Origin of the sequence: uncultured Oceanisphaera sp. (genome assembly GCF_947495715.1) — a bacterium.
Classification (GTDB): domain Bacteria; phylum Pseudomonadota; class Gammaproteobacteria; order Enterobacterales; family Aeromonadaceae; genus Oceanimonas; species Oceanimonas sediminis.
In genome coordinates this window covers 101,542-123,178 of sequence record NZ_CANLZU010000003.1, presented here as the reverse complement: position 1 = coordinate 123,178, position 21,637 = coordinate 101,542, and the positions used below count along the sequence as shown (strand labels likewise).

Annotated in this window: 22 protein-coding genes; 11 read left to right on the top strand and 11 right to left on the bottom strand. The window is 60.4% G+C overall.

Annotated elements, in window-relative coordinates:
* Positions 1 to 22: 22 nt before the first annotated feature.
* Positions 23 to 892 carry a LysR substrate-binding domain-containing protein gene (locus tag Q0753_RS02975; RefSeq protein ID WP_298717012.1) on the bottom strand — a complete coding sequence of 290 codons (870 nt, stop codon included), beginning with the start codon at positions 890 to 892 and terminating at the stop codon, positions 23 to 25.
* A gap of 165 nt (positions 893 to 1,057) precedes the next feature.
* Here Q0753_RS02975 and Q0753_RS02970 point away from each other — a divergent pair, with 165 nt between their 5' ends.
* Positions 1,058 to 1,909 carry a bifunctional allantoicase/(S)-ureidoglycine aminohydrolase gene (locus Q0753_RS02970; protein ID WP_298717010.1) on the top strand — a complete coding sequence of 284 codons (852 nt, stop codon included), beginning with the start codon at positions 1,058 to 1,060 and terminating at the stop codon, positions 1,907 to 1,909.
* A gap of 251 nt (positions 1,910 to 2,160) precedes the next feature.
* Here Q0753_RS02970 and yjjG read toward each other — a convergent pair whose 3' ends face one another.
* Entirely contained in the window at positions 2,161 to 2,835 is a 675-nt protein-coding gene (gene yjjG / locus Q0753_RS02965; protein ID WP_298717008.1) for a pyrimidine 5'-nucleotidase, read from the bottom strand.
* 190 nt (positions 2,836 to 3,025) lie between these two features.
* Between yjjG and Q0753_RS02960 the strand changes: the two genes are divergently transcribed.
* The 7 genes from Q0753_RS02960 (at position 3,026) to cyoE (ending at position 9,369) form a co-directional block, all read left to right on the top strand.
* Entirely contained in the window at positions 3,026 to 3,634 is a 609-nt protein-coding gene (locus Q0753_RS02960) for a LysE family translocator (RefSeq protein WP_298717004.1), read from the top strand.
* A gap of 145 nt (positions 3,635 to 3,779) precedes the next feature.
* Positions 3,780 to 4,184 carry a hypothetical protein gene (locus Q0753_RS02955; protein ID WP_298717259.1) on the top strand — a complete coding sequence of 135 codons (405 nt, stop codon included), beginning with the start codon at positions 3,780 to 3,782 and terminating at the stop codon, positions 4,182 to 4,184.
* A 219-nt stretch (positions 4,185 to 4,403) separates the two neighbouring features.
* Entirely contained in the window at positions 4,404 to 5,276 is an 873-nt protein-coding gene (gene cyoA, locus Q0753_RS02950; RefSeq protein ID WP_367179487.1) for a ubiquinol oxidase subunit II, read from the top strand.
* Position 5,277: 1 nt separating this feature from the next.
* On the top strand, positions 5,278 to 7,263 hold the full coding sequence (gene cyoB / locus Q0753_RS02945) for a cytochrome o ubiquinol oxidase subunit I (protein ID WP_298717001.1): 1,986 nt from the start codon (positions 5,278 to 5,280) through the stop codon (positions 7,261 to 7,263).
* A gap of 122 nt (positions 7,264 to 7,385) precedes the next feature.
* Positions 7,386 to 7,904, top strand: coding sequence for a cytochrome o ubiquinol oxidase subunit III (gene cyoC / locus Q0753_RS02940; RefSeq protein ID WP_298717256.1), 519 nt, complete (start codon positions 7,386 to 7,388; stop codon positions 7,902 to 7,904).
* Entirely contained in the window at positions 7,901 to 8,218 is a 318-nt protein-coding gene (gene cyoD / locus Q0753_RS02935; RefSeq protein ID WP_298716998.1) for a cytochrome o ubiquinol oxidase subunit IV, read from the top strand. Before cyoC ends, cyoD begins: the two co-directional genes overlap by 4 nt.
* A gap of 248 nt (positions 8,219 to 8,466) precedes the next feature.
* Positions 8,467 to 9,369 (top strand): heme o synthase, encoded by a 903-nt coding sequence (cyoE, locus tag Q0753_RS02930; RefSeq protein ID WP_298716995.1) that lies wholly within the window; start codon positions 8,467 to 8,469, stop codon positions 9,367 to 9,369.
* Positions 9,370 to 9,444: 75 nt separating this feature from the next.
* On the opposite strand, the gene Q0753_RS02925 is transcribed toward cyoE, so the two are convergent.
* Positions 9,445 to 9,825 (bottom strand): VOC family protein, encoded by a 381-nt coding sequence (locus Q0753_RS02925; RefSeq protein WP_298716992.1) that lies wholly within the window; start codon positions 9,823 to 9,825, stop codon positions 9,445 to 9,447.
* Positions 9,826 to 10,004: 179 nt separating this feature from the next.
* On the opposite strand from Q0753_RS02925, the gene Q0753_RS02920 reads away from it, so the two are divergent.
* The gene (locus Q0753_RS02920) at positions 10,005 to 11,360 is read left to right on the top strand and encodes an MBL fold metallo-hydrolase (protein ID WP_298716989.1); all 1,356 of its coding nucleotides are present in this window, start codon (positions 10,005 to 10,007) and stop codon (positions 11,358 to 11,360) included.
* Positions 11,361 to 11,747: 387 nt separating this feature from the next.
* Here Q0753_RS02920 and Q0753_RS02915 read toward each other — a convergent pair whose 3' ends face one another.
* From Q0753_RS02915 to Q0753_RS02880, 8 genes are all read right to left on the bottom strand, one after another.
* A complete protein-coding gene (locus Q0753_RS02915; RefSeq protein ID WP_298716986.1) occupies positions 11,748 to 12,914 on the bottom strand; it encodes a glutathionylspermidine synthase family protein in 1,167 nt (388 codons plus the stop codon).
* The gene (locus Q0753_RS02910; protein ID WP_298716983.1) at positions 12,914 to 13,528 is read right to left on the bottom strand and encodes a DUF1190 domain-containing protein; all 615 of its coding nucleotides are present in this window, start codon (positions 13,526 to 13,528) and stop codon (positions 12,914 to 12,916) included. The genes Q0753_RS02915 and Q0753_RS02910 overlap by 1 nt, the downstream gene beginning before the upstream one ends.
* 9 nt (positions 13,529 to 13,537) lie before the next feature.
* Positions 13,538 to 13,954, bottom strand: a complete 417-nt coding sequence (locus tag Q0753_RS02905; RefSeq protein WP_298716980.1) for a DUF350 domain-containing protein — start codon at positions 13,952 to 13,954, stop codon at positions 13,538 to 13,540.
* 170 nt (positions 13,955 to 14,124) lie between these two features.
* Positions 14,125 to 14,799: a YjfK family protein gene (locus Q0753_RS02900; RefSeq protein ID WP_298716977.1), complete on the bottom strand. Its 675-nt coding sequence runs from the start codon at positions 14,797 to 14,799 to the stop codon at positions 14,125 to 14,127.
* Positions 14,771 to 15,457, bottom strand: coding sequence for a PspA/IM30 family protein (locus Q0753_RS02895; protein ID WP_298716973.1), 687 nt, complete (start codon positions 15,455 to 15,457; stop codon positions 14,771 to 14,773). Before Q0753_RS02895 ends, Q0753_RS02900 begins: the two co-directional genes overlap by 29 nt.
* Positions 15,454 to 15,855 (bottom strand): DUF2170 family protein, encoded by a 402-nt coding sequence (locus Q0753_RS02890; protein WP_298716971.1) that lies wholly within the window; start codon positions 15,853 to 15,855, stop codon positions 15,454 to 15,456. The genes Q0753_RS02895 and Q0753_RS02890 overlap by 4 nt, the downstream gene beginning before the upstream one ends.
* Positions 15,856 to 16,003: 148 nt before the next feature.
* A complete protein-coding gene (locus Q0753_RS02885; protein ID WP_298716968.1) occupies positions 16,004 to 16,897 on the bottom strand; it encodes a ribose-phosphate pyrophosphokinase in 894 nt (297 codons plus the stop codon).
* Positions 16,894 to 18,402, bottom strand: coding sequence for a thymidine phosphorylase family protein (locus Q0753_RS02880; protein ID WP_298716965.1), 1,509 nt, complete (start codon positions 18,400 to 18,402; stop codon positions 16,894 to 16,896). Before Q0753_RS02880 ends, Q0753_RS02885 begins: the two co-directional genes overlap by 4 nt.
* Positions 18,403 to 18,546: 144 nt before the next feature.
* Between Q0753_RS02880 and Q0753_RS02875 the strand changes: the two genes are divergently transcribed.
* Together Q0753_RS02875 and Q0753_RS02870 are read left to right on the top strand one after the other, a co-directional pair.
* A complete protein-coding gene (locus Q0753_RS02875; protein ID WP_298716962.1) occupies positions 18,547 to 19,272 on the top strand; it encodes an ABC transporter ATP-binding protein in 726 nt (241 codons plus the stop codon).
* 10 nt (positions 19,273 to 19,282) lie between these two features.
* On the top strand, positions 19,283 to 21,637 hold the full coding sequence (locus Q0753_RS02870) for an FtsX-like permease family protein (protein WP_298716957.1): 2,355 nt from the start codon (positions 19,283 to 19,285) through the stop codon (positions 21,635 to 21,637).

Here is a 21,637-nt window from a genome sequence, read left to right as displayed (position 1 = left end):
TCATGGACCGCGGACTGCTCCGTTACTGCCGGCAGATGTCGTTGCAGGCGCCGATCAGCCGGTCGGCCAGGATCTTGCTGTGGGCCGAGAGCTTGTCCTGCGCGTGCAGGGTCAGCTCCAGATCCGGTACCGGGGGCAGGCCGTCCCGTTCGTTGAGTATGCGGTGCTGAGCCGTGACCAGCCGGCGGGGCAGCAGTGACACGCCAAAGCCCGCTTCTACCGCACAGCATACGCCCGACAGACTGGTGCTGACATAGGCCAGTCGCCAGTTACGGCCCAACCGGTCGAAGGTGTGGGCCATTTCGCTGCGGTAGAGGCCACCGATGGGAAAGGTCACCAGCGGCACCGGATGGTTGTCCAGATTGTTGCTGTGCAGGCTGTCTATCCAGCACAGCGGCTCGGGCCAGCACGCCAGGCCGGGCACGCTGCCCTGGCGTTGCTTGACCAGCGCCAGGTCCATATCGCCCCGCTGAAACTCACGCCAGATGTCGCTGCACAGGCCGCTTTTCACCTCCAGCCGAATGCCGGGATACTCGCTGGAAAAGGCCGATAGCGTGGGCATGATGGCGTGGGTGGCAAAGTCTTCCGGTACCCCCAGGCGAATCTTTTGCTGCTCCAGGCTGATGCTGGTCTGGGCCACCGCTTCGTTCATCAGCTGCAGAATACGGCGGGCATAGCTCAGCACCCGCTCGCCTTCGAGGGTGGCGGTAATGTAGCGACCCTTGCGGTGCAACAGCTCGCAACCGAGCTGGGCTTCCAGTTTTCGCACCTGCTGGCTGACCGTGGACTGGGTCAGGTGGGTGCTGTCGGCGGCGCGGGTAAAGCTGCCGGTATCCACCACCGCAACAAAGCTGCGCAGTAACACCGGGTCCAGGGTGGCATTCAGATTCATAGTGCTCCATCAGTGGCTAACCCACTAGTAGGCATTGGATTATTTAATTTATAAATCAAACGCCCTTGCTCTACAATGAGGACGTTCATCATTTATATTGTCATGCCGAACGGCGTGGCTTTTGTCGGCGTATCGCCGGCCCTCTCGTATTAAAGGACAGAACTCATGGCCCGTAATACCTATTATGCCCCCAAGGGCGGTCTGCCTCCGCAGACTCAACTGATTCACGATCGCGCGGTATTCACCGAAGCGTACGCCATTATCCCCAAGGGTGTAATGAGCGACATCGTGACCAGCTTCCTGCCGTTCTGGGATGAAACTCGTCTGTGGGTTCTCGCCCGCCCGATGAGCGGTTTCTCCGAAACCTTCTCCCATTACATCATGGAAGTGTCTCCGCAGGGTGGCAGCAACAAGCCCGAGCTGGACTCCGGTGCCGAAGGCGTTATCTTCATCGTTGAAGGTGAAATGACCCTGACTCTGGAAGGCAAAGAGCATCACATGGAGCTGGGTGGCTACGCCTACCTGCCGGCAGGTGCCAACTGGTCCGTCAAGAACAACAGTGGCGAGCCGGTTCGCTTCCACTGGTTGCGCAAGGCTTACGAATTCGTAGAAGGCATCGATGTGCCGGAAGCGTTCGTGACCAACGAAAACGACATCGCGCCGACGCCGATGCCGGATACCAACGATGCCTGGGCAACCACTCGTTTCACCGATCCGACCGATCTGCGTCACGACATGCACGTGAACATCGTCACGTTCCAGTCTGGCGGCGTAATCCCGTTCGACGAAACTCACGTTATGGAACACGGCCTGTACGTTCTGGAAGGCAAGGCGGTTTACCACCTGAACCAGGACTGGGTTGAAGTAGAAGCCGGCGACTACATGTGGTTGCGCGCCTTCTGCCCACAAGCCTGTTACGCCGGTGGCCCGACTCGTTTCCGCTACCTGCTGTACAAAGACGTTAACCGTCACATGGTGCTGAACGCTTCACCTGCCTATCGCGGCAACCGCAAGTAAACAGCAGCACTTAAGCAGTAAGTGATGATAAAAGGGCAGCCCACGGGCTGCCTTTTTTTATTGATACAAGGTGAGGGGTAATGCGTGAGGGGGGAGGAGAACGAGAGAATCTTCACCCTTCACCCTTCACCCTTCACCCTTCACTCCTCACTCCTCACCCCTCACTCCTCACTCCTCACTCCTCACTCCTCACTCTGTTGACCACTACACTCCTCACTCCTTACTCCTCACTCCTCACTCCTCACATCTTTTCAACGCAATAGCAGGGTGTGCAATTGGTCGAGGGAGCTCACTTCATAGCGTGGCGTTATGCCCTGTGGGGCGGCCTTGCCGTCGGTGTTGAGCCAGCAGGTGTCTATGCCGGCGTTTAAGCCGCCGAGAATGTCCGAATGCGGATTGTCGCCCACCATCAGTATTCGCTCTTTCGGCGGGTGGCTCATCAGCTCGAAGGCATGCTCGAAAATGCCCGCATCCGGCTTGGCGATGCCGACCTGTTCCGAGATCACCAGGGTAGAGAAAGCATCTTGCAGGCCGACCCGTTCCAGCCGGACATGCTGCATGGCGGTAAAACCGTTGGTGATGATGCCCAGCTTCGCCTTGCCCTGCAGCGCCTGCACCAGCTCGCGCGCGCCCGGCAGCAGGGTGCAGATGTCGGCCATGGCGGCGAGAAAGTCATGGTTCAGCCGCTGTGTGGTGACCGACAGCCGCTCGGCCCAGTGCTCAAAACGGCGGTGCTGCAATTGCTCGGCGTTGATGGCGCCGTTCTGATAATCCACCCACAGCGGCTTGCTGAGGGTCTGGTAATGCTGGTAGTCCTGTTCGGTAAAACTGACGCCAAATGCGGCGAACATCCGCGTTAACCCGGCCAGGGCATCGAAATGAAACAGGGTGTCGTCGGCGTCGAACAGTATCCATTGATATTGCATGCTTTACTTGCTCCAGCGTATATCGCGGTTTTTATGGCAGCAGCCAGCAGAAAAACGGTCAGTTTAGGGATATTGGGCGAATAAACACAACCGCGCAGTCAAATTATGCTTAAACCTCTGCCGTGTTCTGCCCTAAGATAAGCGCTGATTTTTCAAGATATTAGTTCACAGTGACAACGAGGCTTCGATAATGGAATTTTCCAGCTGGCTGGCCCTGGCGGCCATTTGCGTGATGGGGGCTATCAGCCCCGGTCCCAGTTTGGCAGTGGTGATGCGCAATACGGTCAAGGGGGGGCGGGGCCACGGTGTGGTAACGGCCCTGGGTCATGGCCTGGGCGTCGGGCTTTATGCCCTGATTACCGCGCTGGGGCTGGCGCTGCTCATTACTCGTAACCCGCTGTTGTTCGACATGATTCGTTATGGCGGTGCCGCCTTTCTGGCCTGGCTGGGCGTCAAGGCGCTGCTGGCCCGTCCGGCGACGGGTGACACCACTATCAGCGATCATCCGGTGCGTGGCCGTCAGGGGGCCTTTGAGGGCTTTATGGTGGCGTTTTTGAATCCGCAGCTGGCCATTTTCTTTGTGGCGCTGTTCAGCCAGTTTGTGCAGGCCGACACCGGCTGGCAGCAGGGCGGTGTGATGATGCTCACTGCCGGCGGCATCGATGCGCTCTGGTATGTGCTGGTGGCGCTGCTGTTGTCGCGCGGACCTGTGCTGGTCTGGCTCAAGGCCAAGTCGGGCATCATCGACAAGCTGAGCGGCCTGGTGCTGCTGGCGCTGGCATTGAAGGTGGTACTGTAACCGGCCCCGATACGGGGCCCTACTCGGTAAATGTCGGCGAGGTTGTGCGCTGGATCAAAGTTTGGTAGCCTTCTGCGGCTAAAAAACCGACCCGTATTGGGTCTCCATGTCACCGCTGAACGACGGAATCTCGCTGTTGAACCCGATGCTTCACCTTACCCTGGCCGAAAGATGGCACGACCTTGCGTCGCTGTCGAAGTCCGGCGTGGGCGGTGTTGGCATGGTAGGCGCCATCATGATGCTGGAACTGGTCGGTGACTGGTTGTTGTCCTGGAGCGGCCTGTCCGGTGACGTACTGGAATATCAGGCTCAGCTGGCCGATCTGCTGCCGGTTGAAGCGATAAAGTCGATGTTGTTTACCAGTCTGCTGGTGTTCGCTCCCCTGTTGCTGCGCTGGTTGCTACACCTGCTGCATCTGCTGCTGCAGGCGCTGAGCTGGCCTCGCCTTCGTCAGCGCAAGCCCGTTTTTTCTCCTCCTGCACAGCACGACTGTGTATTGCGTGCCGCCAACGGCTGCCGCGCCCCCCCTGTCTCCCTGTTCGGGATCTGAACCACGCACATCGCTTTGTTGTTGTCGGTACGCCGTTGCGCGTTGCCGACCAGGGCTGTTCGACGTTCTGATCCCGCGCCCGGGTATCGTTGATACCCGCCATTGAGCCCCGTTTTTCTGTACGCGGGGGTCAATCATGGTCTTGTTGCCGCAGGCAACAAGGTAAGTCCTTAAGGGATAGGGGAAGGGTTCCTTTTGTTTATTCGAAAGCTAATTAACGTGCTTCTGGCCGGAGCGGCGTCCGTCATGCTGGCCGGCTGTGAAGGCGGCGTGCTTGATCCCAAGGGGCAGGTCGGCATTGATGAAAAATATCTGATCATCGTGGCCACCCTGCTGATGCTGCTGGTGGTGATTCCGGTGATCGTGATGACGCTGTTCTTTGCCTGGAAATACCGGGAAGGACGGGATCACGAAATCTACGCACCCAAGTGGTCGCATTCCACCAAAATCGAGCTGACCGTCTGGCTGGTGCCGATCATCATCATCGTCATTCTGGGGGTCATTACCTGGCGCTCAACGCACGATCTGGATCCGTACAAGCCGCTGGTTCACGAGAAAGATCACATCACCGTTGAAGTGGTATCGCTCAACTGGAAGTGGCTGTTCATCTACCCGGAACAGGGCGTGGCCTCGGTTAACGAGCTGGCGTTCCCGACCGATGTGCCGGTTGAATTCAAGATCACCTCCGACACCACCATGAACTCCTTCTTCATTCCGCAGTTGGGTGGCCAGATCTACTCCATGGCCGGCATGGAAACCCAACTGCACCTGATAGCCAACGAGCCGGGCAGCTACGACGGTTTCTCTGCCAACTACAGCGGTGAAGGCTTTACCGGCATGCAGTTCAAGGCCATTGCCACCGAAGATGAAGCGGGCTTCGACGCCTGGGTCAACAAGCTCAAGCAGCAGCCGCAGACCCTGAATCCGAGCAGCTATCAGGCCCTGGCCGAGCCGAGTGAAAACAACCCGGTGCAATATTTCGGTCGGGTCAAGCCCGGCATGTTCCACCACATCCTGATGCAGTTCATGCACGCCGATGACGCCGGCACACATGCCATGAACGCCAAGATGACCATGGAGACTGAGAAATAATATGTCGCTTCTAGGAAAACTCACACTGGACGCCGTGCCGTATCATGAGCCCATTATCATGATTACGCTGGCGGTGGTGGCCATTGCCGCCACGGTTATTGCCATTCTGATTACCCGTTACAACAAGTGGACCGTACTCTGGCGCGACTGGATCACCTCGGTGGACCACAAACGCCTCGGCATCATGTATATCATTCTGGCCTTCGTAATGATGATTCGCGGCTTTGCCGACGCCATCATGATGCGAGCCCAGCTGGCCTTGTCGACCAACGGCGCCGACGGCTATCTGCCGCCGGAACACTACGATCAGATCTTCACCGCCCACGGTGTCATCATGATCATCTTCATGGCCATGCCCTTCATGATTGGCCTGATGAACATAGTGCTGCCGCTGCAGATTGGCGCCCGTGATGTGGCTTTTCCCTTCCTCAACAACCTCAGCTTCTGGCTGGCGGTGTCGGGGGCGGTACTGGTCAACATTTCACTGGGGCTGGGCGAATTCGCCAAGACCGGCTGGGTGGCCTATCCGCCGCTGTCGGAGCTGGACTTCAGTCCGGGCGTAGGCGTGGATTACTACATCTGGGCCCTGCAGATTTCCGGTATCGGTACTCTGCTGACCGGGGTCAACTTCCTGGTGACCGTGTTCAAGATGCGTACTCCCGGCATGAAGCTGATGCAGATGCCAATCTTCACCTGGACCTGTACCTGGGCCAACATTCTGATTGTGGCCTCGTTCCCCATTCTGACGGCCGTGCTGGCCCTGCTGACCCTGGACCGTTACCTGGACTTCCACTTCTTCACCAATGAAGCGGGTGGTAACGCCATGATGTATATCAACCTGTTCTGGGCCTGGGGTCACCCCGAGGTATACATACTGATTCTGCCGGCGTTCGGCATTTTCTCGGAAGTGATCTCTACCTTCACCTCCAAGCGACTGTTCGGCTACAACTCCATGGTTTATGCCAGCGGTGCCATCTCGGTGCTGGGCTTCATCGTCTGGCTGCACCACTTCTTCACCATGGGTTCCAGTGCCAACGTCAACGCCTTCTTCGGAGTGATGACCATGGTTATCGCGGTGCCGACGGGGGTGAAGCTGTTCAACTGGCTGTTCACCATCTATCGCGGTCGTCTGCGACTGACGGTGCCGGTGCTGTGGACCCTTGGCTTCATGACCACCTTTACCATCGGCGGCATGACAGGGGTACTGCTGGCCCTGCCGGGCGCCGACTTCGTGCTGCACAACAGCCTGTTCCTGATTGCCCACTTCCACAACACCATCATCGGTGGTGCCGTGTTCGGTTACCTGGCGGGCTTTGCCTTCTGGTTCCCGAAAGCCATGGGTTTCCATCTGGATGAGAAGCTGGGCAAGGCCTCGTTCTGGTGCTGGCAGATTGGCTTCTATGTCGCCTTCATGCCGCTGTACGTGCTGGGCTTCCTGGGCATGACCCGTCGCCTCAACAGCACCGACAATCCGGCCTGGAACTTCTGGCTCTATCTGGCGGCCGTGGGTGCCCTGTTCATTCTGGTGGGCATAGCGCTGCAGTTTGTGCAGATCTACAAGGCTTTCCGCGAGCGCGAGCAAAACCGCGATCTGACCGGTGATCCCTGGAACGGTCACACCCTGGAATGGTCCACCTCGTCACCGCCCCAGTTCTACAACTTTGCCAAGCAGCCGCAGGTGAGCGACATCGATGCCTTCACCGACATGAAGGAGCAGGGCAAGGCGTACAAGGTGCAGGGTGAGTATCAGCCCATTCATATGCCGAAAAACACCGCCTGTGGTGTGCTGATTTCTGCCGCCGTCACCGCTGCGGGCTTTGGTGCCATCTGGCATATCTGGTGGATGGTCATTGCCGGTCTGGTGGCCAGCCTGGTGATTTTCCTGTGCCGTGCCTATGACAACGACACCGACTATTACGTGCAGCCCGACGAAGTCGAGCGCATCGAGCAGGCTCACCTGCGCAACGTGATGATGAAGGAGGCGTAATGGAAGCCGTATCCATAGATCTCGAACTGGCGCAACAGCACCAGATTCATGATGACCCGCTGGCTCATGAAGAACACCACGACACCGGCGGTAATACCCTGTTCGGTTTCTGGCTGTACCTGATGACCGACTGTCTGTTGTTTGCCTCGGTGTTCGCCACCTACGCGGTGCTTTACATGAACACCGCCGGCGGCCCCGACGGTCGTGAACTGTTCGATCTGGACTTCGTGCTCGGCGAAACCGCGGTGCTGCTGGTCAGCAGCATCACCTACGGCTTTGCCATGCTTGCCGGCCATCAGCACAAGCGGGGCCTGACCCTGCTGTGGCTGCTGGTGACCTTTGTGCTGGGCTCGACCTTTATCGCGATGGAAGTGTACGAATTTCAACACCTGATCGCCGAAGGCGCCGGCCCGAGCCGCAGTGCCTTTTTGAGCGCCTTCTTCGCCCTGGTAGGCATGCACGGCTTGCACGTGACTGCCGGCCTGGTGTGGATGCTGGTGATGATGGTCGAATTGATGAAGCGGGGCACAGGTCCCGGCACGCTGACCCGTCTGGGTTGCCTGAGCATGTTCTGGCACTTCCTGGATGTGGTGTGGATTTGCGTGTTTACCGTGGTGTATCTGATGGGAGTAATGGCATGAGCAATCATCATGAAGCCGCCGATCACGGCAGCGTAAAATCGTATCTCACCGGCTTCGTGCTGTCGGTGATCCTCACCGCCATTCCGTTCTGGGCGGTGATGACCGGGCAACTGAGCCCGGGTATGACCCTGACCACGGTGGTCGGTCTGGCGATCGTGCAGATAGTGGTGCATCTCAAGTACTTCCTGCACCTGAACTTCAGCCCGAGCAGCCGCGAGAACACCGTTGCCTTCATGTTCTCTGCGCTGATCATCGTGATGGTAGTCGGCCTGTCGGTGTGGATCATCCTCAGCGCCAACGAGATGATGATGTAACCAGGCTCGTCTGCTGAATCTGGGAATAGAGGCCAAAAGGTCAGCTCCGCCGACACGCCGTAAACCCATCCCTGGGGGCTCGGATATGCCATCCATGGCATGTCACGGTCGGAGGAGCAGATCCTTTTGGCCTCCTCTTGGACGCAGATTATCACGTGTCGGCGGAGTGGGCCCTTTGCCCGATTTCATCTGCACGAACAGTCTACTTTCTGCAAGCATAACGGGATGTTAGATCCCAAGGGGCTTTTATGATTCGGCCTTACCTCAAGGTAGCTTATCTCCAAGTGATTAAGCCGGGCATTATCATGGGTAACTTGATCTCGGTGGCGGGGGGCTTTTTTCTGGCTTCTCGTGGCGACATCGACTGCTCGCTGATGTGGGCCACCGTGCTCGGCCTGTCGCTGGTGGTGGCCTCCGGCTGCGCCATCAACAACTGCATCGACCGTGACATAGACGCGCGCATGCGCCGTACCTGCAACCGGGTAACGGTCACCGGCGAGCTGTCCGGGCGCACGGCACTGATCTACGGCCTGTTGCTGGGCCTGCTGGGCTTCGGCCTGCTGACGGTACGTACCAATGGCGTGGCGGTGGGTTTTGCCGTCTTCGGTTACCTGGTGTATGTGGGTTTGTACAGCCTGTGGATGAAGCGCAAGTCCGTCTACGGCACCCTGGTCGGCAGCCTGTCCGGTGCCGTGCCGCCGGTGGTGGGTTACTGCGCCGTCTCCGGCCAGTTCGACGCGGGAGCCGCCATTTTGCTGCTGATGTTCAGCCTGTGGCAGATGCCGCACTCCTACGCCATCGCCATTTTTCGTTACGACGATTACGCGGCGGCCAATATTCCTGTGTTGCCGGTGGCCGAGGGCATCGCCAAGGCCAAGCGCCAGATAGTGCTGTATATCGCGGTATTCTGTCTGGTGACCGTGCTGTTGCCGCTGGGTGGCTATACCGGACTGACCTTCATGGCGGTGTCTTGTGCCACCAGTCTGTGGTGGCTGGTGATGGCCTTCAACGGCTATCGCCGTGGCCTGGAGGAACAAGGTTGGGCCCGGCGGGTGTTTGTGCTGTCCATCATCACCATCACCGCCATCAGCGTGACCATGGCGCTGGACTTTCGCGCGGTGCCCGATGCCTTGCTGGTACTGAATCGCTGAGCCGTCCGTTATCGAATACCGTCTCTCCCTTTGACCGGAGCAGCAAACACTGCCACTCCGGTCTTTTTTCTGCTTCTACTTCATGGAGTGCAGGCCGATCATGTTGCCTTCGGTATCGACGGCCAGGGCGATAAAGCCGTAGGGGCCGATGGCGAATTTGTCGCGCGCCAGCTGGCCGCCGTTGGCAACGACTTTGTGGGCCAGTTCGGCGCAGTCATCGCAGCGAAAATACACCAGGGTGCCGCCGCCTCCGGGTGACATGCCGTTCATCTGCACCAGGGCACCGCAGGCGCCATTATTCTTTTCTTCGCCCGGAAACATCCACATTTCCGGCCAGTCTGCTTCCCTTTCTTCTGCCTGTTCCAGCGTTACGCTCAGTACTGCCTCGTAGAATTTACGTGCCCGAGCCATATCCGCTACATAGAGTTCAAACCATATCACGGGGTTGCCGTTCATCTTGTTACTCCTTTATCGATGGGGAACTCATCAAGCTTAGTGTGCTTCAACCAGGTATGGCGTTTGGATGGCTGGGCTGTCGGCAAAGGCTGGCAAACTGGTGAATACTGATAGAACAAGGTGGCGACAGGCTGACACTGCCTGCCCCGGTTCGGCATCAGTAACACGAGGGAACCCGAATGAAGATTACCTTTCTGGGGGCGACCCAAACGGTCACCGGCTCCAAATTTCTGGTCAGCAGCGGCGATACTCAAATCCTGGTGGATTGCGGCCTGTATCAGGGCTACAAGTGGCTGCGCGAGCGCAACCGGGAGCCGCTGCCGCTGGATATGCGCAAGCTCGATGCCATCGTGCTGACCCACGCCCATCTGGATCATTCCGGCTTTCTTCCGGTGCTGTACCGGCAGGGTTATCGCGGGCCCGGGTATTGTCATCCGGCCACTCAGACCCTTTGCGGAGTTTTGCTGCCGGATAGCGGCCATATTCACGAAGAAGACGCCAAGTTCTACGAGCATCACAAGTTGAGCAAGCATGAGCGCCCCGAACCCCTGTATGACCGAAAAACGGCCGAGAAGAGCCTGTCGTTGCTCAAACCGCTGGAGTTTGGTCACAGGCTGGATATCGGTTCGATACGGGTACATCTGCAGCCTGCCGGTCATATTCTCGGGGCCGGCAGCCTGATCCTCGAGGCCGAAGGCAAGCGGGTCGGCTTTTCCGGTGATGTAGGCCGACCCAACGATCTGTTCATGCGCGCCCCGCAGCCGTTACCCGAGCTGGATTTGCTGTTGCTGGAGTCCACCTACGGCGATCGCCGCCACCAGGACGTGGACCCGTTCGAGCGGCTGGCCGAGCTGGTCAACGACACGGTGGCCGGCGGCGGTGTCATGCTGATCCCGAGCTTTGCCGTTGGCCGGGCGCAGACCATGCAGTATCTGCTGACCCGGCTGATGCTGGAAGAGCGCATTCCCAAAATGAAGGTGTTTCTCGACAGCCCCATGGCCATCGATGTCAGCGGTATCTATGCGCGCTTTGCCGACCAGCACAAGCTGAGTCATGGCGATTTTCAGCAGATGAATCAGGCGATTACCTATACCCGCAGCGTCGAGCACTCTCAGGCACTGGCCGATGAAGCCTCTCCTCACATTATCATCGCCGGCAGCGGCATGGTCACCGGCGGCCGTATTCTTCACCATATGAGGCGGTTGCTGTCCGACCACAGAACCACGCTGTTACTGACCGGTTTTCAGGTAGCGGGAACCCGGGGCGCCAAGCTGTATCAGGGAACGGAAGCGGTGAAAATTCACGGCGACTGGGTGCCCAACCATGCCCGTATCGAGATGCTGCACGGGCTGTCGGGCCACGCCGATTACGTGGAGTTGCAGCAATGGCTGGCGGCATCGGCGCTGGCCGCCGACACCCCCATACAGCTGATTCATGGTGAGCCGGAGGCACTGGAAGCGATGCGCGATCACCTGCGCCGCACCACCTCTTATCGAGTCGAAATCGGCGAATATCAGCGTATTTTGACGCTGTAGGCCTGTAGCTCAGAGGAAAGTTATACCAATCCCACTAAACAAATGATCTATTCCATTTTTGTATAAAAGCCGAACAAAGGGCCCGCTCCCCGACTCGCCGTGAATCCCTCCCTGGAGGCTCGGCCACGCCATCCGTGGCGCGGATGGTCGGCTGAGCAGATCCCTTCGTCCTCCTTGAAGCTCCGGCGTTGCCTGTAGGCGCCACCTGCGGGCAACTCGGTGTTCCAGAAGAGGCAACAGAGATTGACTCCCACGATCGTGAAATGCCAGGGACGGCATTTCCGAGCCCCCATGGATGGGTTTATGGCGTGTCGAGGGAGGCGGCTGTGTTGCCTCTGAGCTGAGGCCTTATATGACCAGATCATTACTGGGATTGGTATTAGCCACCTAACCGAGAATGATGTGGGGCAGATAGCGGGACAGATCCTGGGTGATGAGGCCGGTATCTTCCCGTACCGCGATGCCGGCGGGTTGATCGTCCACCAGCCAGCTACCGATCAGGGCATGGTTGTCGCCGAATTTCGGCAGCGGATGCCAGGCCTGCACGATAAAGCCTTCCTCGCCATAGGGGCCGTCCACTTCCGCAACCAGCTTGCCGTGACGCACCACACTGATGTTGGCGCCTTCGCGGGAAAACAGCGGTTTTTGCACATATTCCTGCAACGCGCTGCGTTTGGGGTCGTCGCCGAAATAAGCGGGCAACAGGTTGGGATGGTCGGGAAAATGCTGCCAGAGCAGGGGCAGCAGCGCCTTGTTGGACAGCACCGACTTCCATAACGGCTCCAGCCAGTTGACCCGGCTGGTCACCAGGTGGTCCGCATACTGTTCCCGGAACATGAACTCCCAGGGGTACAGCTTGAACATCCAGTCGATGGTATGGCTGTCGGTATCGGTCAGCCAGCCGCCTTCACCCAGACCGATGTCTTCGATATGCACGAAGGCGGTGTCCAGCCCCGCCTCCTGGGCACAGTCTTCCAGGTACTGCACCGTGCCCCTGTCTTCGATCGATTCCTTGCAGCAGGAAAAATGCAGCCGCTGGCCCGGATAACGGGCTGCCATGCTCGCAAAACGGGCCACCAGCCGTTCCTGCAGCAGGTTGAACTGATCCGCGTCCCGGCGCAGCCGGCCGGCATCCACATTGTCTTCCAGCCACAGCCATTGCCAGAAGGCGGTTTCAAACAGGCTGGTGGGGGTGTCGGCGTTGTTTTCGAGCAGCTTGGCGGGTCCCCGGCCGTTATAGGCCAGATCCAGCCGGGAATAGAGGCTGGGATCGCGCCGCTGCCAGGAGTCATGTATTCCCTGCCATTGGGCCTCGGGGATGCAAAAACGCCGTAGCCATTGTTCGTCACGCACCACCTTGTCTACCACTTCCAGGCACATCTGGTGCAGCTCGGCGGTGGGATCTTCGATATCCCGTTCTATCTGCGCCAGGGTGAACTGGTAATAGGCGGTTTCGTCCCAGTAGGGCTCGCCATACATGGTATGAAAACCAAACCCCAGCTGTTCGGCCTGAGTGCGCCAGTGCGGGCGTTCCCGGTGGCTGAGTCGCAGCATCAGCCGCCCCAGCCTCGGGAGCGGCTAGTACTTTTGCTGCTTTTCCAGCTGCTCTTGGCCTGGGCGGTCGAGCCGAAGCCGCCACGGGAAATGGTGCGGGTCACCTTGGGCTTGGGCGCCAGCGCCTCTTTGCCGACCGATATTCGCTTGCCGTAGCCGGCCTTGCCCAGTCGGTAGCCGTTGGCGGTGCTCCACTGGCCATAATAGGGCGAGTAGGGGTTGCGGGAGGTATAAACGGGAGTATGAGAGTAGCGGTTGCCGTCCAGCAGGCGGCCGAACATGAAGCCCGCCATCGCCGGCATGAACCAGTTGTTACCCTGATATTGATAGGGGGTGCAACTGCCGCCGCCGAAGTCGGCTTCACAATCGTTGCGGCTGTCGTACTTGGGCGCTGTTTCTGCCGACTCGGCCAGCGCCTGCTGATAGGCGGCCCGGCATTGTTCGGCCAGTTCGGGGTTGCTGTTGCGACAATCATCCTGCGATTGATAAACCTGCACTTCGGTTTCGTTCTGGCCGCAGGCACTGAGCATCACCGAGCCGGCAATGGCGGCACCCACCGGTTTGCCGATGCGATCGGCCATGCGGCTCAGCAACTGACGTTTGGAGCGTTTCATAAGGCCTCCTCAGTAGGTGATGCAGGCGGCGTTGAGCAGCCCCACGGCGACCGACAGACCACCGACCACGGCACCGGCCGAGACCTGACCGTCGTTGATGCGGGCGGCAATTTTGGGCAAAAACACCAGTCGCACCAGGGCAAAGGCCAGCAGCTGGGCCACCAGAGCGATAAGGCCCCAGACCGCAAAGTCGAGCAAGGATACCGAGTTGGCGGCGGCGCTGGCCACGGCCAGCGAGAAGCCGACAAAGGCACCGACCAGCGCGATGGCGGCGGCCAGGTTCTGCTCTTCCTTGATCAGTTTCCATTCGTCGTAGGGGGTGACCAGCACATAGAGCCACTTGAACAGCAGCAGCATCAGGATGGACAGGGAGAAATACAACAAAAAGGGCCCGAGGCCCGACAGTGAGGTAATTAAGGCTTCCATAGCTTTCCTTACGTTTGGTTCAGTATTCAGCATCGAGTGTGAGACAGGAGTCAGAATCCGATAAACAGACCCTCCGCGCCATGGATGGCGCGGCGGAGCCCCCATGGATGGGTTTACGGCGTGTCTGTGTTCGGAGCTGACTCCTGTCGGGCATCCTGGCTACTTGCACGCTAGCTGATAAATTTGAAGTCGGTGGGGCTGAGATCGACCCCGGTGCCGAGTATCAGGCTGTGTTCGGCGCGGTTATGCAGGATTTTTTCTTCCGCCGCCACCATCAGCACTTCCACGTCATCGGTGTCTGCCAGCGGCCGCTCGTAGATCATCACGAACTGATCGGTCTCGCTGCGGCTGTCATCGTGAAGCCAGGTGGTTTCGGTCATGGCCACCGGCCGGGTGTTATCCCAGGCCTTGGTGAAGATCTGACCATCCAGATCCCACTCCGGCTGCACCAGCTCACGGTCGAGCAGCCGGTTCCAGGCGGCATCGCCGTCTACCGGACGGGTCTGGTAAAAATACCAGAGCTTGACCTCGGCCACGCAGTCGTCGGAGGTGCCGCCGTCCAGCAAGACCTGTATAAAGCCGTCGTCGTCGGTGTAGAAGCGCAGCAGTTGATGGCTTTCATCGAGGATGATGCGGCCCACCGCCTGGATGAACTGGGTGCTGGCCGCGCCTTCGAAGGTAACCTGCCCCTCGAGCAGCGACAGCTTGAGTGCATCCAGCTCGAAGCCGCCGCCCAGCCGCAGCCCCAGTATTTCCGGGGCCGGCTCGGCCTGAACGGACGGCGGCTGCATTTTCTTCTTCAGCCAGTCGAACATGTTATTTACCCAGAATTCGGGCCAGTTCATCTTCGGCGCCGGCAGACTGGCTACCGGTAATGCCGGCGGACTTCAACTTTTGCTCCAGGGCATCCCCGCTCTCGCTGGCGGCACGCTCGGCGGCCACGTCCAGTTCGGCCTGGCGCTGGGTTTGCTTCTGCTTGATGCGATCCAGCGATTCCACCGCGGTTTTCATCTTGGTGTTGGCGCCGCTGTGACGGGACGACACCGCCGACTGGGCCTTTTGCACGCTCTCGGTGGCCTGTACCACGTCCAGCTGTTGCTCCAGCTGGCGCAACCGGCTCTTGGCGGTGCTGATGTTGTTTTTCAGGCTCTGCTCGGAGGCGGAAAACTGGTCGACGTAGCTTTGCTCGCCGTCTTGCTCGCCTTTCAGCTCGGCCACCCGCTGGGCACATTCCAGCGCCAGCTCCTTGTTGTCTTTGGTCATGGCGGCGCGGGCGTGGGCTTCGTATTCCTTGATGCTGGTCGCGATGGCATCCACTTTCTGCTGGGCCAGCTTGCGCTTGGCCATGATGCCGGTAAGGGCTTCATCGGAACGGCGCAGCTCCTGTTTGGCTTCGCGAATTTCCTGCTCCAGAATGCGCAGCGCCTGGCTGTCAGCCACGGCTTCGGCGGCTTCGGTCGCGCCACCCTTGATGGCGGTCACCAGTTTTTTCCATACGCTCATGCGGTTACTCCTTGCAGGTGATCCTGATACAGGTCGAGAAAGGCTTCGGTGTTGCGGAACAGGGTTTCCACTTCGATCTGCACGCTTTCTTCCTTCGAGCCGGCAGCCAGCGAGCCGAAGGCGATGTAATAGTCGTCACCGTTGATCTTGCTGATGGCAACCGTGGTCAGCGGAAACAGCTGATGGGTACGCAATATGGTGTCGTTCAGTGCGGTGCTGTCGGTCACCTGGGTGGCGGGAAACAGCAGGGTTTCGACGATGATTTGTTCGCCGGCCACTGCCAGATAGGCTTCCAGCCCCTCGGCATTGGTGATCAACAGGGAGTCGTCTTCGAGCTTGCATTGCCAGCCTTCGCGGCCGGAAAGCAGGCCATGCAGCTGTTCTAAAGTCCAGGACATGCGTGTACTCCAGTTGTATGAGGAAGAGTGTGAATGGGCAATAACTGCAGACAAGATAGAACAGAGTTGGTTGTGAAAGCCACCCTCATTCGCCCATCGAGTGTACAACTGAGTTCTAATTGGCACCACTTGATGAATGAATGAGCGGCTATGAGGCGCTCAGTCGCTCCCGGATGGGCGCCAGCAACAGGGGACTCAAATCGATGGCGTTGGAAGCATGGGCAATGGCGTTGGTGGTGATCAGCCGGCGCAGCCCGTTTTCGATCAGCTGTTGCTCTATATGGTCGGCAAAGAGGCCGTGAATGGCGGCGCAGTCGATCTTGTTCAGGCCCTGGGCGCGCAATGTCTGCAGGCAGCGCAGCACCGTCTGGCCGCTGGAGATCACATCGTCGATGATCACGGCGGTGTGCTGGTGCCAGGCGGACAAGTCAGGCAGCCGGACTGTCACCTCGCGGTCGCCACTGCGCACCTTGCTGCCCACCACATAATCGTGACCGCTTCGGGCGGCGATCTGTGCCACCCATTGTTCGCTCTCGGCATCCGGCCCCACCAGCAGCAGCGGCTCCTGCCGCTCTCCCAGCCAGTCGGCCAGCAAGGGGGCGGCCTGCACCACGGTGCTTGGCACGGTATAGATTTCGTCCAGGCGGTGATAACGATGCAGGTGCGGATCCACAGTGACCAGCCAGTCGACCTGCTGCGACAGCAGCCGGGCGAAGGTGCGCGACGTTATCGCCTCACCGGGATGAAAGCGACAGTCCTGGCGCATGTAACAGAGATAGGGGGCGATCAGGCCAATCTGGCTGGCGCCCAACTCTTTCAGGGTGTCACACAAAAAGCTCAGAGGCAGGAACTTGTCGTCGGGGTGGGACAGCTCTGCCAGCACCAGCACCGGGCGGTCTTTTACCTCGGCGTGAATGCGCAGGTAGCTTTCGCCATCCGGAAAGCGACGCCGTTCCAGCCGACCGGGGGCGGCGTGCAGTTCCCGACACAGAGGAGCGCGCAGCGGATGCTGGTCATCCAGAGAAAAGAGCAGGGGCGTCATGAGGATTCTCCAATCATGAACATATCGTGATTGTCGGCGTAATAGGCCGCCGCATAGTCCAGCTCGCCCCGGCTGTCGGCATACAGGGTCAGTAAGGGCTGTTTCTGCGCCAGCGCCTGTCCCAGCTTGATATGCAGGCGCAGACCGGCGGCCGGAGATATGGGGGCGCCGGCCAGCTTGGCCAGACGCGACAGGCGGCGATTATCCATGGCCAGCAGGGTGCCGCTGTGTCGGGCCCCCAGCTCGAGCTGGTGGGCGGCCTGTGGAATCTGCTTCATTCCGCCCTGGGCCTCGCAAATGCGCTTGAACTGTTCCCAGGCCTGACCCGAGGCCAGCAGATCTTGCGCCCGAGCCTGAGCGACCTCCAGGGTGCCGCCGCCCGCCAGATTCAGCAGGTTGGCGGCAAGAAACAAGGCCCGCTCGCGCAGGTCGGCGGGGGCCTGGGGCTCGTTGTTGAGCACGGCAAGAATGTCTTGCGCTTCCTGGGCCGGCCCTATGCCATAACCGATGGCTTCGGCACCGTCGGTGATCAGGCAACGCATCTTGAGTCCCAGCGCCTGGCCAACGGTGTCGAACAGTCCGGCCAGATGTTTGGCTTCGTGCTGGCTGCGTACCTTGGCGGTGGGCCCTACCGGAATATCGATCAGCGCATGGGTGGAGCCGGCGGCCAGCTTCTTGGACAGCACCGAGGCCACCAGCTGGCCGACACCGTCGATGTCCAGCGCGTGCTCGATGCGGATCAGCATGTCGTCGGCGGGGCTGAGGTTGACGGCACCGCCCCAGGCCAGGCAGGCATTGACCTGGCGCACCGTTTGCTGAATCTGCTCCAGGCTCAGGCGCACCCGGGTCAGTACTTCCATGGTATCGGCGGTACCCGAAGGGGAGGTGATGGCCCGGGACGAGGTCTTGGGCATGATCAGGCCGGCGGCGCTGGCAATGGCCACCACTATGGGCGTGGTTCTGTTGCCGGGCACGCCGCCGATGCAGTGCTTGTCGACCAGTTGCAGGGTGTCGGGCCAGCTCAGCCGTTTGCCGCTGGCCACCATGGCCTGGGTGAGGGCGATGATTTCCTGGGTGTTGAGACAGTCGACTCCGGCGGTGATGAAGCTGGCAATCTGCATGTCCGAATAACGGTGGGCGGTAATGTCCGCCACTATGTCGTGAATTTCCCGGGATGACAGGGTATGACCGTATATTTTCTTGCGTACCGCGCTCATGGAATGGAGCAGGGGCGCATGACTGATCTGCACCCGTTCCCCTCCCTTCAGCGCCATGCGTTGCCAGGCGATGTGAGAGAAGCCGATATGGTCGGGCGGCAGCACCTTTTCGGTGACCACGTTGAGGGTGGCGATGAGGGTGTTGTCTTCAAAGCCGATCTGGATACGGGTATTGGCGTTGAAGCCTTCGGCCCGACACACCTCGCAGTCGGCGCGCATGAACACCACCGGCTCCTGGTGGGTATCGATGCCCATTTCCATGGCAATCAGCGTATGTGAGGCAGGCATGGCACTGGTTTCCTGTTGTTGATGGGGCGCCGGATTGGCGGTTGGGAACCATTCAAGCTTAGCGCGTTCTGGCGGCACCTTCTGGCGACGTAACGGGATAGCACTTAGGCTTTTGTTACACCGCCGCCATGCACGAGTAGCCCGATGAATGAACCACTGGATGTTCGACTGCCCGCCTTTCGTACTCGGGATCTCACCCGGGTCTATGGCGAGGGGGCGGCGGTGGTGCATGCACTGCGCGGAGTAAACCTGGAGATTCCGTCCGGTGAGCTGGTGGTGCTGCTGGGGCCGTCCGGCAGCGGCAAGTCGACCCTGCTCAATCTGCTGGGCGGTCTGGATCGGGCCAGCGGCGGCCAGTTGTGGTTTTTCGACCGGGAATTGAGCGCCATGAACGAGGCGCAATTGACCCGTTATCGACGCCATCATGTCGGCTTTGTGTTTCAGTCCTACAACCTGATGCCCAGCCTCACCGCCCGTGAGAACGTGGAACTGGTGACCGAGCTGGCCGCCGAGCCGATGGCGGCAGACGAGGCGCTGGCGTTGATGGGGCTGGCCGAACGGGGCCATCATTTTCCTGCCCAGCTGTCCGGTGGCGAGCAGCAGCGGGTGGCCATCGCCCGCGCCATTGCCAAACGGCCCACCGTGCTGTTCTGCGACGAGCCGACCGGTGCGCTGGACAGCCACACCGGCCGTGGCGTGCTGCGGGCGCTTCAGGACGTCAATCGGCAACTGAATACCACGGTACTGATTGTCACCCACGCGGCGGCCACCGCCGCCATGGCTCACAGGGTGATCCACTTTGCCGATGGCCGCATTCGCGAGGTGGTGACGCACGACCACCGGCTCGATGCCGAGGCCATCGAATGGTAGGGGGAGCGCCATGACAAGCATGCTGAATCGCAAGTTGGCGCGGGATCTGTGGCGAGTAAAGGGGCAGGCGCTGGCCATCGGCCTGGTGATCGCCCTGGGGGTGATGCTGCTGGTGATGATGGACGGCCTGGTCAATTCGCTGAGTGACACCCGGCACAGTTATTATCAGCGTTACCGGCTGGCGGACATCTTCGTGCCGGTCAAGCGGGCGCCGGGTCGACTGCTGGCCGAGGTGGCGGCCCTGAATGGCGTCGCGGTGGCCGAAGGGCGCATCAACGGCGGCGCCCTGCTCAATCTGCCGGGGGTGGCGGCACCGATACGTGCCCGCATGTTGTCGTTGCCGGTGCGGCTGAATCAGCTGGCGTTATCGGCGGGGCGACTGCCCGATCCGACCCGGGGCGACGAAATTCTGCTGCTGAAGGGCTTCGCCCGGGCGCGCGGGCTGGCACCCGGCGATACCCTGCCGGCAACCATCAACGGCGGGCGCCAGCGCCTGACCATAGCGGGGCTGGTGCAGGCGCCGGAGTTTCTGTACACCACGGCCCCGGGCGAGCTGGTACCCGACGATGGCCGCTTTGCGGTGATCTGGATGCAGGAGTCGGTGCTGGCGGCGGCTTTCGACCTGGACGGTGCCGTCAACGAGATACTGATCACCCGGAGCCGGGGCGCTCGCGAGGCTGAGCTGATTGCCGCCCTGGATCGGCTGCTGGCGCCCTATGGTGCCCTGGGTGCCTATGGCCTGGCCGATCACCTCTCCAACCGCTTTATCGAGGAGGAAATCGCCGGACTGCGCGTGTCCAGCCGTACCGTACCGCCGGTGTTTCTGGGGGTGGCCGCCTTTTTGCTGTACATGGTGCTGTCGCGCATGGTGCAGGCGGAACGCGAGCAAATAGGCCTGCTCAAGGCCTTCGGTCATACCGGGTCCGAAGTGGCGGTCCACTATCTGAAGTTTGTGCTGGTGATCGCCCTGGGCGGCGCCTTGGTGGGGGTTGGGTTGGGTGTGTTGGCCGGACGGAGCATGAGCGGCCTCTATCAGCTGTATTACAAATTCCCGTATTTGCTGTTTCGGCTCGACCCGGCCGCCCTGATTATCGGAGTCACGATCAGCGTGCTGGCCGCTACCGCCGGTGCCTTGCTGGTGTTACGGCGGGTGCTGGCACTGGCGCCCGCCACCGCCATGCGCCCCCCTGCACCGCCGGACTTCAGCCATGGTCTGCGTCTTGGCCCCCGGCTCAACCGCTGGCTGGATCAACCCAGCCGCATGGTGTTGCGTAATCTGGTGCGGCGGCCCGGGCGAGCGTTGCTGACGGTGCTGGGCATCGGCCTGGGCATGGCGCTGCCGGTGGCCATGCTGAGCGTGATGAGCGGTTTCGATCGTGCGCTGGCGCTCAATTTCAACCACATCGACCGCAGCGATGCGACGGTCAGCTTTACCGAACCCAGAGGATCCCGCAGTCTGTTCGCCCTGGGGCAGCTGGACGGTGTGCTGGCGCTGGAGCCGTTTCGGTCGGTGCCGGTGATACTGCGCCATGGCCGGTATGACTATCGCGGCGCCATTACCGCCTTGGTGAGCGAGCCTCAACTTTACCGGGCGCTGGATCGGCAACGTCAGCCCCTGATGCTGCGTGCCGAGGGCATCATTCTGGCGCGGGCGCTGGCCGGTAAGCTGTCGATAGTGCCGGGCGAGATGCTGCGCGTCGAGGTGCGCGAAGGGCGCCGCCCGGTACTGAACATTCCGGTGGTGGGGCTGGCGGATACCCTGCTGGGGGCCCCCGCCTTCATGCAATTGGATGCGTTGAACCGGGCAATGAGGGAGCCGGGGCGGGTATCGGGCGTCCATCTGCGTATCGACGCGACCCGTAGCACCGAGCTGTACCAGAAGATGAAACTGATGCCGGTGGTGGCGGGCGTCAGCCTGCGACAGGAGCGCCGTGAAGCCTTTCGCAAGGTGATGGACAGCGGCGCCGGGGCCACCCGCTACCTGATGGCGGCCATTGCCGGCGTCATTACCTTCGGCATCGTCTATAACGGGGCGCGCATCGCCTTTGCCGAACGGGCACGGGAACTGGCGGGCCTGCGGATCCTGGGGTTGACCCGAGCCGAGGTAGGCTTTGTGCTGCTGGGCGAGCTGGGGCTGCTTACCCTGCTGGCGCTGCCGTTGGGCTCCCTGCTGGGATACGGGCTGTCGCTGGCGGTGGCGGCCGGCTTCAGTACCGACCTGTATCAGGTGCCGGTCGAACTGGTGCCCGCCAGCCATGGTCAGGCGGTACTGGCGGTGCTGGCGGCGGCCTTGCTGTCCGGCATCGAGGTGCAGCGCGATATTCAGCGGCTGGATCTGGTGGCGGCCCTCAACATTCGAGAATAA